The following is a 12,516-nucleotide window of genomic DNA, read 5'->3' on the forward strand; positions in this document are numbered from 1 at the left end:
GAGGTTTAGTGTAGAAAAAACACAACCTAACAAGAACATAAGTTTGGCGAGATACCAAACTCATTACCAGTTCTCATTAGGTCAAAATCTTTAGATAAGTATCAGCCGCAGGCATTTTCAGCCGCAAATACTACTTTATACTTATATTATTTTATGGCTGCCAGTGCCTTGTCATAATCCGGCTCCTGTGTAATCTCAGGAACAAGCTCTGTATAAGCTATTTTACCGTCTTTGCCGATTACGACTACCGCACGTGCCAGAAGCCCTGCCAATGGACCGTCCGCCATACGCACCCCGTAGCTTTCGTCAAAATCAGAGAAGCGGAAGTCTGACAATGGAATCACATTCTCGATACCTTCTGTCGTGCAGAAACGTGCGTGTGCGAACGGGAGGTCTTTAGAGATAGCCAGCACGACTGTATCCTTCATCCCGGCAGCCATCTTGTTAAACTTACGTACAGACGTAGCACACACGCTTGTATCCAGACTAGGAAAAATATTCAGAATCATATTCTTACCGTTCAAGTCCTTCAACGAGAAAGAAGATAAATCCGTTTTCACCAGTTCGAAGTCAGGAGCGACTTTACCTACTTGTATAAATTCACCGATCAGTTTCACCGGTTGTCCTTTGAAATTTGTTGTTGCCATAATGCATTTATATTTAAAATTTACTTTATATAGAAAACAACTATTACCCAAAATATGTTCACGAAAAAACTTTTCTAAATTCAAATTGTTATTCCACAACGAAATCACTCTAGTATTCAATTTAAAATATAAAATGTATGGAAACAGTATTCAATGAGATTCAACATTCAGTAAAAAACTGGTGGACTTCCCTTCTTTTAGGTGTCGTGTATATAATTGTAGCCCTTTGGCTCATGTTCTCTCCGCTGAGCAGTTACGTAGCGTTAAGCATCGTTTTCAGTGTATCCATGCTGATAAGCGGCATTCTGGAAATCATCTTTGCCATCAGCAATAAAAAAGGCGTGCCCAGTTGGGGATGGTATGTAGTAGGCGGGCTGATAGACCTCGTACTGGGTGTTTATCTCGTAGCCTATCCGATAGTCAGTATGGAAGTCATTCCGTTCATCATCGCCTTCTGGCTTATGTTCCGCGGCTTCTCCTCTACCGGTTACTCCATCGACCTGAAACGTTACGGAACCCGCGACTGGGGCTGGTATATGGCTTTCGGCATCCTTGCCATCCTCTGCTCACTACTGATATTATGGCAGCCTGCCATCGGAGCACTCTACGCGGTGTACATGATTTCTTTTACTTTCCTCATTATCGGACTTTTCCGTATCATGCTTTCATTCGAACTCAAAAATCTGCATAAAAGAAAATAAAAAGCTTTCGGCACTTACTTTGGTATTTTGTTTATCTTTGTAGGCAATTTACATATATCAATTAATTAAAAAGGAAGAAAATTATGGCAATGCATACATGGTTTGAATGTAAAATCCGTTATGAGAAAGTAATGGAGAACGGAATGCAGAAAAAAGTAACCGAACCCTATCTCGTTGACGCGCTTAGCTTTACAGAAGCCGAAGCACGAATCATCGAAGAAATGACTCCGTTTATTTCAGGAGAGTTTACCGTTTCTGACATCAAACGTGCTAACTATAGCGAACTTTTCCCCAGTGACGAAGAAAGTGCCGACCGCTGGTTCAAATGCAAACTTATTTTCATCACGCTGGATGAAAAAAGCGGTGCGGAGAAAAAGACTTCCACACAAGTGCTGGTACAAGCTGCCGACTTGCGTGACGCAGTGAAGAAACTGGACGAAGGAATGAAAGGAACAATGGCGGATTATCAAATCGGTATGGTATCCGAAACACCGTTGATGGATGTATATCCTTACAGTGCCGGCCCGAATGACAAACCGGAGTTTGATCCGTCAAAAGCATAAGTGACAATGAGTATTGCTGACAATTTAAAGCAAGTGCTGGCCGAACTCCCGCAAGGAGTCCGGCTAGTTGCTGTCTCAAAATTCCATCCCAACGAAGCGATAGAAGAAGCATATCGGGCGGGACAGCGTATTTTTGGAGAAAGCAAGGTGCAGGAAATGACAGCTAAATACGAAAGTTTGCCCAAAGACATCGAATGGCATTTTATCGGACACCTGCAAAGTAACAAGATCAAGTACATGATACCATACGTAGCGATGATACATGGGATTGATACTTATAAACTACTCGCGGAAGTCAACAAACAAGCTGTCAAAGCGGGACGCACCGCCAACTGCCTGTTGCAGATACACGTGGCGCAGGAAGAAACCAAATTCGGTTTCAGCCCTGAAGAATGCCGGGAGATGCTGGACACCGGAGAATGGAAAGCACTCACCAACGTGCGCATCTGCGGATTGATGGGAATGGCCAGTAACACCGACAACATAGAACAAATCAACCGGGAATTCTGTTTACTTGATAGGCTCTTTAATGAGCTCAAAGAAACTTGGTTCGCCGGCTCGGACGACTTCCGGGAGTTGTCGATGGGAATGTCACATGACTATCACGAGGCTATCGCCGCAGGAAGTACCCTGGTACGGGTGGGAAGCAAGATTTTCGGAGAACGCAATTATAATATTTAACCAATCATCATGACCATGACCGATTTAAAAACTACTTTCGCAGGGCTTTCTCTTAGAAACCCTATCATCATCAGTAGCTCAGGACTGACCAACAGTGTCGGCAAAAATAAAAAGCTGGCCGAAGAGGGTGCCGGAGCTATCGTTCTGAAATCACTGTTCGAAGAGCAGATTATGCTGGAAGCAGAACAACTGAAAGATCCGGCCTTCTCTCCCGAAGGCAGCGATTATCTGGAAGAATATATCCGTGAGCACAAGTTGTCCGAATACCTGACTTTGATTAAAGAAAGCAAGAAAGTCTGTCCTATTCCTATCATTGCCAGCATCAACTGCTACTCTGACTCCGAATGGGTAGACTTTGCCAAACAAATCGAAGAAGCCGGTGCCGACGCATTGGAAATCAATATTCTGGCACTACAATCGGACGTACAATATACATATGGTTCTTTCGAACAACGCCATATCGACATTCTCAGTCACGTAAAAAAAACAATCAGTATTCCGGTTATCATGAAATTGGGCGACAACCTGACCAATCCCGTAGCGTTGATCGACCAGCTCTACGCTAACGGTGCCGCAGCGGTTGTCCTCTTCAACCGTTTCTACCAGCCGGACATCAATATCGAGAAACTGGAGCACATCTCAGGCGAAGTGTTCAGCAATGCTTCCGACCTCGCTACTCCACTCCGCTGGATTGGAATCGCGTCTGCCGCAGTAGACAAAATCGACTATGCAGCATCCGGTGGCGTTGCCAATGCGGAAGCGGTAGTAAAAGCGATTCTTGCCGGTGCGTCAGCAGTAGAGGTTTGCAGTGCGGTTTATCAGAATACCAACGCATTCATCGGAGAAGCGACACGCTTCCTTTCTACATGGATGGCACGCAAAGGATTTAACAGCATCGCCCAGTTCAAAGGCAAACTGAATACGAAGGATGTGAAAGGTATCAATACCTTTGAACGTACGCAATTCTTGAAATATTTCGGAAAGAAAGAATAATTAAATTTACGATTAGACGATTTACAATTTACGATTGAAGTTAGTATTAAGTAATTAGTATGAATATATGCTTATATACTTTCAAAAGTAATTTCAATAGTAAATCGTCTAATCGTAAATCGTCTTTACATCAAATTACTAGCCAACTCACTCAACTCACTTCGTTCACCCTTCAGCAGGTTGACGTGTGCAAAGAGGTTCTGATCCTTCATACGGTCAATCATATACACCAGACCATTAGACTGACTATCCAGATACGGCTGGTCAATCTGTTGTATATCTCCCGTAAAGACCATCTTCGTACCTTCGCCCGCACGAGTAATAATTGTTTTTATCTCATTCGGAGTCAGGTTCTGGGCTTCGTCGATGATGCAATACATTTCACTCAAGCTACGCCCGCGAATAAATGCCAGAGCTTCAATCACCAGTTGCTCGCTTTTCTGCATATCCTCAATACGCTTCACTTCCGTAGAATTAGCGGCAAACTGACGCTTTATCACGTTCAGATTGTCAAACAACGGCTGCATATAAGGAGCCACTTTCTCCTGTGCATCTCCCGGAAGAAAACCGATGTCCTTATTAGAAAGAGCCACCACAGGGCGTGCCAGCAGAATCTGTTTGTAATCCGTCAGTTTCCCTAAAGCGGCTGCCAAAGCCAGCAACGTCTTGCCAGTTCCTGCCTTTCCGGTCAGTGCCACCAGTTTTATATTCGGGTCGTTCAAAATCTCAAAAGCGAAACTCTGTTCGGCATTACGAGGTTCGATTCCATAATTCTTACCTTTCATCACACGGCAGATGGAGTGAGTGAAAGGATTGTAACGCGCCAATACACTATTGCGGTCACTTTTCAACACAAAACATTCATTAGGATGAACCAAATCCTTAAAGTCGAACTCACCCAGGTCAATTCCTTCTTTAGAAGAATAGATACGGTCTATCAACGCCGGATCCACATTTTCAAAGATTTCATTGGATTTCTCGAACACATCCGCATTTACTACCTTATCCGTGATATAATCTTCGCAAAGCAGACCGATGGAACGGGCTTTCATGCGTAGGTTCACATCCTTGGTCACCAGGATGGATTTCATTTTCGGATATTTGGCAGTCAGATACTCGGTTGCCGCCAGAATCAAATGGTCGGGTTTCCTGATAGGAAAAGAGTCCCACACCTTGGGGGCGTCCACCTTACCGGTCACTACGAACAGACGTCCCAATCCTTCACCCAGTTTCACTCCTTCAGTGAAAAGCTCATCGCTGGTCAGCACATCCAGTTCGCGTACAAACTCACGGGCATTGAAGTTTATCTGCTCGTTTCCTTTCTTGAACTTGTCCAGCTCTTCGAGCACGACAAGAGGGAGATAAATATCATTTTCCTGGAAATTCTTCAGGCAATTGTAGTCGTGAAGAATAACATTTGTGTCCAACACAAAATTTTTCTTAATTCCCATGATTTCTTAGATTTAAATGTTGATATTTGCAATCTCAAATCGTCAACCCTGCATTTCCGGTTGGATTGACGGTTCTAAAGATAAACAAATTAACGGGCAAAAAGGATTGCCCGGAGTTAAATTTTATAAAACATGGACTATCAGAACACTTTAAAGTACTTATATGAAAGTGTGCCTATGTTTCAGCAAATAGGAAGCAAAGCATATAAGCCGGGATTAGAGACTACACACAAATTGGACGAATATTTCGGGCATCCTCATCAACAATTCAAAACGATACATATCGCAGGCACAAACGGAAAGGGTTCCTGCTCACATACTATCGCGGCGGTATTACAGTGTGCCGGCTACCGGGTCGGATTATTCACCTCTCCCCACCTGATTGATTTTCGCGAACGCATCCGCATCAACGGTGAGATGATACCGGAAGAGTATGTAGTCAATTTCGTGGAAGAACACCGCGCGTTCTTCGAACCGCTACACCCCTCTTTCTTCGAACTGACCACTGCCATGGCATTCCGTTATTTTGCCGACCAAAAAGTAGATGTAGCAGTTATCGAGGTAGGCATGGGCGGACGGCTGGACTGTACAAATATCATCCATCCTGATTTATGCGTTATCACCAATATCGGCCTCGACCACACCCAATATTTGGGCGACACGCTGACGAAGATTGCCAAAGAGAAAGCCGGCATCATCAAGGAAGAAGTCCCAGTAGTCATCGGCCGAGCCGAAGGGGCGGTGAAACGCGTGTTTACCATGAAAGCTAAAGAAATGAATGCGCCCATCGAATATGCCCGTGAAAATTCCCGCGAATGGAACATGGAAATACTTACTTATCCGAAATTACAGAAAATAAGGACGGAAATGGACGAAGTCATTCAGACCATATACCAAATAATCGAAGCAATAGACGCACAGTCAGAAGAGCAGGGAAATCAAATGCGGCAAGCATTACTCATGTTAGACATATCAAACAGTATACATGCGATAGACCAAATACTCGACAAAAGAAAAGACGCTATCAGAATCAATAATGAAATGTTTCCTTTCGGACTTTTCACAGAGTTGAGCGGAGCCTACCAATTCGAAAATATGTTCACCATTCTGAAAGCTCTTGCAGCACTGACCCGTCTGAACTATAACATCAAGCCCCAAAACTATTTCGATGGTTTTGCAAACGTATGTCAACTCACCGGTCTGATGGGGCGTTGGCAGAAAGTACACAGCTATCCGGATATTATCTGTGATACGGGACATAATGTCGATGGAATCGAATATATCCACGTACAACTCAACTCTATCCGAAAAACTTCCGGTCAGGAGATTCATTTCGTATTCGGCATGGTCAATGACAAAGACATCAAGGGTGTCCTGCAAGTATTGCCGAAAGATGCTACCTACTACTTCACCAAAGCGAGTGTGAAGCGTGCGCTGCCGGAAAATGAGTTGATGGAACTGGCAGAAAAGGCCGGATTGAAAGGAACTGCCTACCCTACTGTGGTAGATGCCGTACAGGCAGCAAAAAAGAACTGCCCCCCAAAAGACCTTATCTTCGTGGGAGGCAGCAGTTTCATTGTCGCCGATTTGTTAGCGAACCGCGATACACTCAATCTCTACTAACGCATCCTTTGGCAGAGCTTTTACAGCAACCGCCGAGCGTGCAGGAAAGGCTCCATCGAAATAGGTGGCATACACGCCATTCATCCCTGCAAAGAGAGACATATCCTGAAGAAATACAGTAGTTTTGACAATGTCAGCCATTGTCAATCCTGCTTCTTCAAGGATGTGTCTGATATTCTCCAACGACTGGCGTGCCTGTCCTTCTATCCCTTCCGCCATCTCTCCTGTAGCGGCATCAATAGGCAACTGACCAGATATAAATACCATTCCATTAGCTTCTATCGCCTGACTGTAAGGTCCGATAGCTCCGGGTGCTTTCTCACTGCAAATTACTTTTTTCATATTTATTCCTGTTTTTGTTTTTACTAACTTTCAAAAGTAGTAAAAAAAAAGCCTCCCACAAAATGAATTTCGCAAGAGGCTTCACTATTTCTTCTTAAAAAGATTATTAAACTTTCTCTTCAGCCGGAGTTTCAGCAGGTTCCGCCACTTTCACCTCTTCTCTCGAAACGTTTACAGTCACATTTACAGATGTCGGTTGTGGATGATACGGCATGCGGTTTTTAGGATCTTCACCGTATTGGTTAGGCCCTACTGTACCATCGGCAAACAACATGTACAATGCAAAAATCCAACCTACGATAGGAATACAGCACAACAGAAGCAACCAGCACAGCTAAAAAATATATCAACTATCTTCACAGACCGTTGATATAGTGGGAAATTCACATCGGCTTTAACCTCCGATGACAGGGCGCGAATTAGAAATATACCGTCGTACCTTTCCAATTCACAATGTAGGAGAATCATGCTTTTTACAGCATGAAGCTAGGGACCTACATTTTTTCATCTCACATACAAACACTCTTAGTTTAATTACATCTCAACATTTTATTTTATACCACTTTTATTTTCCAAAATTGTCCTGTACATCTTAGAACTTCTTGCCAAAGCAGATGTTCAAAAAAGTCTTTACCAATATCTTAAAATCGAACCACCAGGAACGGTGTTGCAGATAGAACAAGTCATAACGCAGGCGACGTAGCATCTTATCCATTGTATCCGTATAACCATTATACAAAGTAGCATAAGAGGTTACTCCCGGACGAATCTGATACAAGTATTGATAACGTGGATCGTACTTTATTATTTGATCTATATAGAACTTCCGTTCCGGCCGAGGGCCTATAAAAGCCATGTCTCCACAGAAAACATTCCATAACTGCGGAAGTTCATCCAAATGATGTTCCCGCAGGAATCTGCCGATTTTAGTCAACCGAACATCTTTCCCGCCGGTATAAAGCCGAGGCCCGGCAGACTCCGCATCCAACCGCATACTGCGGAACTTATAAATATCAAACGGTCGTCCGAAACGCCCGATACGTTCTTGCTTGAATATGGCCGGTCCACCATCTTCACGTTTCACTGCTATATAGCAGATTAAGAATAACGGAGAAAAAACAATCATTAAAACTATCGCAACCATACAATCCCCAATCCGCTTTACATTGCGTTCAAAAGCATTCATTCCATCCGGAATGAATTCCTCACTATACCCCATAATTATTATTAAAGAATTCGATTATTAATATTTGTTTGCTGTTCCAAGTAACTTATGAATTGCTATGATTACCATTCATATTTTCCAAATCTTTCAAAACTTGTTTATTGATTCTCTTTCTTTTTGAATCAAAGCACCATCCCCATTTATTGAAATACTTAATCATATTTAGAATATGAACCTTTAGCATTTTAAAACTCGTCTTTGAAGCTGCTGCATGAGCATGAATAATAAATACACCTGGGAAAAAAATAGTTTTATACTTTTCATGAATTCGACGAGTTATATCTATATCTTCCGGATACATGAAGAAACGCTCATCAAACAAACCAATTTCTTGTAAAACAGATATTCTAAAAAACATAAAACATCCCGATAGATATGGCACATTCATTATTTTATCATAGCCGGTAAAACGCAATTGAAACTTATAGATTCGTTTTTTTATTATGAAGTCTGGCAAAAAACGTTTAAAAAGCAAATCCAAAGGAGTAGGTATCAATTTACATAAACACTGTAAATCACCATTTGGATAATATACCTTAGGCATAATCTGTCCAACATCTTCATTCTCATCCATATACTCAACTAATCTTTCCAATACTCCATTCTCAAAATATACATCAGGATTCACCACTACATGATAGGTTGCTCCTAATTCTATCGCTTCACGAATAGCAATATTGTGTCCGGCACCATATCCACGATTGATGCTGTGAATATAACGTACTCTTCCCGACACTTCTTCCAACTCACGTAACCGATCATCTGACGAATGATCAATAATAAAAAGTTTATCAACTGGAGCCGCCAAAACGCAGTCCATAATTTTCCTTATCTCACTTGAACGATGATGATAAGAAACTATTGAAGCTGTAATCATCTACTACTAAATATTATATTCTTTAAATAATTATATGTCCAACCACAAAACAATCTAACAGACTTGAATATATCAATAGATGTATACAGAGAACCTAAAGTATAAATACCTCTCTACAGACACATTGTGTAAAAGAAGAAAGAGCCTCCATATTCTAATTCCAGATGGGAATAAAATCATTTATATTCTTAAAAGTTCTTGATAATAAGCCAAATGATTCTCTGCCATTCTTTGAGTAGTAAAATTATTACAAGCTCTTTCATAGGCCAGTTTTCCCATGGCATTTCTATTTTCATAGGCGCTGATAATAGCCTTTTGCAAAGACTCTACATCTTTTAATTTAAAGTAACATACCTCATTATCCCGAAATATCTCATGGAAAGAAGGTATATCCGAACAAACAATAGCCCTTTTAGCCAAAGCGGCTTCTACCATTGCTAATCCAAATCCTTCTGAGTATGAGGGCATCACATACACATCAAAATAAGGTAGATAATTACACGGATTCTTCTGATAAGAAAAAAATATAACCCTATCTGATATACGTAATTTTTGAGACAATGACTTCAATTCTTTTATATTGGGCCCTTCACCAATTATAATAAATACATATTCCTGCAAATATTGTAGTGTTCTAATTATCTGGTCCAGACCTTTTCGCGGAGTAACAAAGGCATATGTACCTAATATCTTATATTTTTTTCTCACTTCTAATATTCTTCTTACAATCTCTTTATCTCCTTCTCCATCCATACTAATTACACAGCCATTATAAATAGTAGTTATTGGAGCTTTTATATATCCTTCATACATACTTTTTAACTGCTCAGATATACTCACTACCGCATCAAATCCAGACTGTATAAAACACCAGTATTTCGTAAACAAATACGATAGAATAAAATTGTATTGATACCGAAAACTACGATAAGTGTCTTGATGGAGAGTAGATACCGTTTTTGCCCTTTTTATTTTTTTCTTCCATTTAGCAACATACATATCAGGACGCAAACAATGGCTATGAATAATATCGTACTTCTCAAAATCAATAGGAGCTTTCATTGTTATTTTTTCAACAGGGCAGTTGAAATACATAGCAGATGGAAAATCATCAAAGTAAAAGACATCTATTTCAATCCCCTGCTCCACTAAATAATCAACTATATTTTTTACTACTATTATTGGCCCCTGATTTCTCAAAGACGGAAGGATATAGGCGATTTTCATTTATGAGTTGAATAAGAAAAATGAATACTCAGTGGAATAAAACCAAATAAAAATATAACGTATAGAATATATCAACAGATAATTAGAAAAAACAAACAACATTGTTCGCCTCTCAGAAACAGACTTCGCGTTTTTAATAAAAAACGAGAATAAAAAGAAATAAGAGAGAATAAAATATTGACACATTCTTGTCAAAAAGCCGAAATTCATTGTAAGAGCTAATAAAAGAATAAAAATATAGAACATATTAGAATAAAACCGTCCCATAGATGAACTATAAAGAAGACTTTTATATCTCCTAACAATATATATAAAAGGAATAGCTTCAATAAATGTCAATATATTCAAACCTCTAAATTCACCATTCTCACTCTCCAACAAATATTTAGATAATTTCTCTCCAATCCCCTCAGATGAACCCAATACAGACAAACACTTTTCTATTACTGATAAAAGGATTTTATCTACGATTTTAGTTATACTTAAAATAAAGAAAAAGCAAATAGCAATTATTATATATTTTACATTCAGATTGCGATTCATTACTAATGCCAGCAATGCAATTAATGCTGTGTAATGAAAGGCCGCAGCCAAACAAATAAACAAGCAGAATTTTATTTTTTCTTTTCTCAAAAGAAAAGGAAATGCCCACATCCATATTATAGTCATAGCTATAGCTTGTCGTAGAAGAATAAAATTATATTGTAAATATAGACGTGCTGCGAAAAAAAACAAAATAAAAAAAAGGCCTGTTCTTATTTCATTTTGTTTCATACTTTTATAAAACAATACTACTAACAGAAAATTAGTAAACAACAAATAGAGATTAAAATTATTTCCAAATAAGTAATAGCATAATGATGAATAAAACACATAACCTATTTCTTGTCCTCTAATTTCCCAACTTGAATCTTTATAATCCGAGAAAAAACTAACAATATTCAATGGAGCGTTATATATATTTTTATAAGTACCGTAATCGAAAATACCTACATCGTATCCCACTTCTAGAGAACTCCATCTTCCTCCGGCAAATATAACAAGCAAACATAATGAAAAAAGGAGAAATAAACTTTTAATATCATTATTCATCTTAAGCGAAAAGGTGTCAATGTATGACAAGACATAGAAAAACAATATAAATAATATGAATGGAACGGCATTACTAATCATACACCACACATCAGTTACGCCACCAAAGCAGATTACGGAACAATTGACTTACTTTTCTCGCTGTATCTATAATATAACACCTCAAATGAAAAGGGCAAGCGACTATTTTCAAAATCAAGCATTCTCTCAAACTCACATTGATTGTTTTAGCATACTCTTTTATCTCTATGAAAAAAGGGTCTTCCTTAGATAATCCGGGATCATTATCAATCAAAACTTCCAATAACATATGAATACGTGCATAAAAAATACTTTTCTTACAGACTTCTTCTAAACCATGCGCCTTAATTGGATGTAAAATAAAATCATTCATACTTTTGGCATATTCCCAAGTGTTCTGAAAAGTATGCATACAACTATTTCCATGTTGCACATAATTATACATATGCTTATCTATAGCTCTCACCTTTTGTACCTTGACTGCCAATCGGACATTCATTATATAATCTTCACCATAAGGCATTGATTTTGGTAAGTCAAATACTAAAGAATCAAATAAATCTCTACGATAAAGTTTTCCACATACAGACAAAGGAGTTCTACCTTCCAACAAAGCTTTTAAGAACTCTATATTATTCCAATCATTCGAAGATGCCTGTGTACAGATTTTACGAACTATTTTCCCCTGTTCATCTACCATATAGATTTGACTTCCTATAACGATATCCACCCCCGCTGCTCTATTATTATACAAATCTAATAAAGCATCTTTAGGCAGCATATCATCGCCATCTACAAAACAAAGCCAGTTGCTTCTTGCTACTTCTACTCCCTTTCGTCTCGCAGCAGTAACTCCTGCATTAATCTGGTGAACTACTTTTATGCGATTATCCTTTAAAGCATATTCATCACAAATATTCGCACTTTCATCCTGGCTACCATCATCTATCAACAATAACTCAAAATCCGCAAAAGACTGTACTATTATAGAATCAATACATTTTTTTAAGAAAGGAGCAACATTATAAACAGGAACAATAACACTTATCGGTCTATCCATAAATAAAACTTGG

Annotated in this window: 13 protein-coding genes and 1 pseudogene; 5 read left to right on the forward strand and 9 right to left on the reverse strand. The window is 39.4% G+C overall.

The genetic code is table 11. From position 1 onward, the window contains the following. Positions 1-146: 146 nt before the first annotated feature. On the reverse strand, positions 147-647 hold the full coding sequence (tpx, locus tag ACGHVY_RS10795; protein WP_390598957.1) for a thiol peroxidase: 501 nt from the start codon (positions 645-647) through the stop codon (positions 147-149). Between the two features lie 137 nt (positions 648-784). Here tpx and ACGHVY_RS10800 point away from each other — a divergent pair, with 137 nt between their 5' ends. The 4 genes from ACGHVY_RS10800 to ACGHVY_RS10815 all read left to right on the forward strand — a co-directional run bounded on the left by ACGHVY_RS10800 (position 785) and on the right by ACGHVY_RS10815 (position 3,585). Next, positions 785-1,348, forward strand: coding sequence for an HdeD family acid-resistance protein (locus ACGHVY_RS10800; RefSeq protein WP_390598958.1), 564 nt, complete (start codon positions 785-787; stop codon positions 1,346-1,348). 83 nt (positions 1,349-1,431) lie between these two features. Continuing rightward, entirely contained in the window at positions 1,432-1,911 is a 480-nt protein-coding gene (locus ACGHVY_RS10805) for a DUF4494 domain-containing protein (protein ID WP_005678170.1), read from the forward strand. A gap of 6 nt (positions 1,912-1,917) precedes the next feature. Beyond that, on the forward strand, positions 1,918-2,592 hold the full coding sequence (locus ACGHVY_RS10810) for a YggS family pyridoxal phosphate-dependent enzyme (RefSeq protein WP_390598960.1): 675 nt from the start codon (positions 1,918-1,920) through the stop codon (positions 2,590-2,592). A gap of 15 nt (positions 2,593-2,607) precedes the next feature. Beyond that, positions 2,608-3,585: a dihydroorotate dehydrogenase-like protein gene (locus ACGHVY_RS10815; protein WP_390598962.1), complete on the forward strand. Its 978-nt coding sequence runs from the start codon at positions 2,608-2,610 to the stop codon at positions 3,583-3,585. Between the two features lie 125 nt (positions 3,586-3,710). Here the strand turns inward: ACGHVY_RS10815 and ACGHVY_RS10820 are convergent, their stop codons facing one another. Further along, positions 3,711-5,036, reverse strand: coding sequence for a PhoH family protein (locus ACGHVY_RS10820; protein ID WP_390598964.1), 1,326 nt, complete (start codon positions 5,034-5,036; stop codon positions 3,711-3,713). A gap of 132 nt (positions 5,037-5,168) precedes the next feature. Between ACGHVY_RS10820 and ACGHVY_RS10825 the strand changes: the two genes are divergently transcribed. Beyond that, a complete protein-coding gene (locus ACGHVY_RS10825) occupies positions 5,169-6,659 on the forward strand; it encodes a bifunctional folylpolyglutamate synthase/dihydrofolate synthase (RefSeq protein ID WP_390598966.1) in 1,491 nt (496 codons plus the stop codon). On the opposite strand, the gene ACGHVY_RS10830 is transcribed toward ACGHVY_RS10825, so the two are convergent. From ACGHVY_RS10830 to ACGHVY_RS10860, 7 genes and pseudogenes are all read right to left on the reverse strand, one after another. Next, positions 6,627-7,001 carry a RidA family protein gene (locus ACGHVY_RS10830; RefSeq protein WP_390598967.1) on the reverse strand — a complete coding sequence of 125 codons (375 nt, stop codon included), beginning with the start codon at positions 6,999-7,001 and terminating at the stop codon, positions 6,627-6,629. The two genes, ACGHVY_RS10825 and ACGHVY_RS10830, sit on opposite strands and share 33 nt — an antisense overlap. A 106-nt stretch (positions 7,002-7,107) precedes the next feature. Continuing rightward, positions 7,108-7,329: pseudogene (locus ACGHVY_RS10835) on the reverse strand (DUF805 domain-containing protein); the annotation flags it as partial. Positions 7,330-7,593: 264 nt separating this feature from the next. After that, positions 7,594-8,220: a sugar transferase gene (locus ACGHVY_RS10840; protein WP_390598968.1), complete on the reverse strand. Its 627-nt coding sequence runs from the start codon at positions 8,218-8,220 to the stop codon at positions 7,594-7,596. 52 nt (positions 8,221-8,272) lie between these two features. After that, positions 8,273-9,103 carry a glycosyltransferase gene (locus ACGHVY_RS10845; RefSeq protein WP_390598969.1) on the reverse strand — a complete coding sequence of 277 codons (831 nt, stop codon included), beginning with the start codon at positions 9,101-9,103 and terminating at the stop codon, positions 8,273-8,275. Positions 9,104-9,283: 180 nt separating this feature from the next. Next, positions 9,284-10,330, reverse strand: coding sequence for a glycosyltransferase family 4 protein (locus ACGHVY_RS10850; RefSeq protein WP_390598971.1), 1,047 nt, complete (start codon positions 10,328-10,330; stop codon positions 9,284-9,286). Continuing rightward, on the reverse strand, positions 10,331-11,422 hold the full coding sequence (locus ACGHVY_RS10855) for an EpsG family protein (RefSeq protein ID WP_390598972.1): 1,092 nt from the start codon (positions 11,420-11,422) through the stop codon (positions 10,331-10,333). It lies immediately after the preceding gene. A 91-nt stretch (positions 11,423-11,513) separates the two neighbouring features. Continuing rightward, positions 11,514-12,503 (reverse strand): glycosyltransferase family 2 protein, encoded by a 990-nt coding sequence (locus ACGHVY_RS10860; protein WP_390598973.1) that lies wholly within the window; start codon positions 12,501-12,503, stop codon positions 11,514-11,516. Between the last annotated feature and the right edge of the window lie 13 nt (positions 12,504-12,516).

The organism is Bacteroides sp. f07 (assembly GCF_042854785.1).
GTDB lineage: Bacteria > Bacteroidota > Bacteroidia > Bacteroidales > Bacteroidaceae > Bacteroides.

What these genes read in the sequence shown, in the direction of transcription:
- ACGHVY_RS10860 (WP_390598973.1), bottom strand. Translation starts at nt 12,503, where the DNA reads ATGGATAGACCGATAAGTGTTATTGTTCCTGTTTATAATGTTGCTCCT.
- ACGHVY_RS10800 (WP_390598958.1), top strand. Translation starts at nt 785, where the DNA reads ATGGAAACAGTATTCAATGAGATTCAACATTCAGTAAAAAACTGGTGG.
- tpx (WP_390598957.1), bottom strand. Translation starts at nt 647, where the DNA reads ATGGCAACAACAAATTTCAAAGGACAACCGGTGAAACTGATCGGTGAA.
- ACGHVY_RS10820 (WP_390598964.1), bottom strand. Translation starts at nt 5,036, where the DNA reads ATGGGAATTAAGAAAAATTTTGTGTTGGACACAAATGTTATTCTTCAC.
- ACGHVY_RS10805 (WP_005678170.1), top strand. Translation starts at nt 1,432, where the DNA reads ATGGCAATGCATACATGGTTTGAATGTAAAATCCGTTATGAGAAAGTA.
- ACGHVY_RS10855 (WP_390598972.1), bottom strand. Translation starts at nt 11,422, where the DNA reads ATGAATAATGATATTAAAAGTTTATTTCTCCTTTTTTCATTATGTTTG.
- ACGHVY_RS10845 (WP_390598969.1), bottom strand. Translation starts at nt 9,103, where the DNA reads ATGATTACAGCTTCAATAGTTTCTTATCATCATCGTTCAAGTGAGATA.
- ACGHVY_RS10825 (WP_390598966.1), top strand. Translation starts at nt 5,169, where the DNA reads ATGGACTATCAGAACACTTTAAAGTACTTATATGAAAGTGTGCCTATG.
- ACGHVY_RS10840 (WP_390598968.1), bottom strand. Translation starts at nt 8,220, where the DNA reads ATGGGGTATAGTGAGGAATTCATTCCGGATGGAATGAATGCTTTTGAA.
- ACGHVY_RS10830 (WP_390598967.1), bottom strand. Translation starts at nt 7,001, where the DNA reads ATGAAAAAAGTAATTTGCAGTGAGAAAGCACCCGGAGCTATCGGACCT.
- ACGHVY_RS10850 (WP_390598971.1), bottom strand. Translation starts at nt 10,330, where the DNA reads ATGAAAATCGCCTATATCCTTCCGTCTTTGAGAAATCAGGGGCCAATA.
- ACGHVY_RS10810 (WP_390598960.1), top strand. Translation starts at nt 1,918, where the DNA reads ATGAGTATTGCTGACAATTTAAAGCAAGTGCTGGCCGAACTCCCGCAA.
- ACGHVY_RS10815 (WP_390598962.1), top strand. Translation starts at nt 2,608, where the DNA reads ATGACCGATTTAAAAACTACTTTCGCAGGGCTTTCTCTTAGAAACCCT.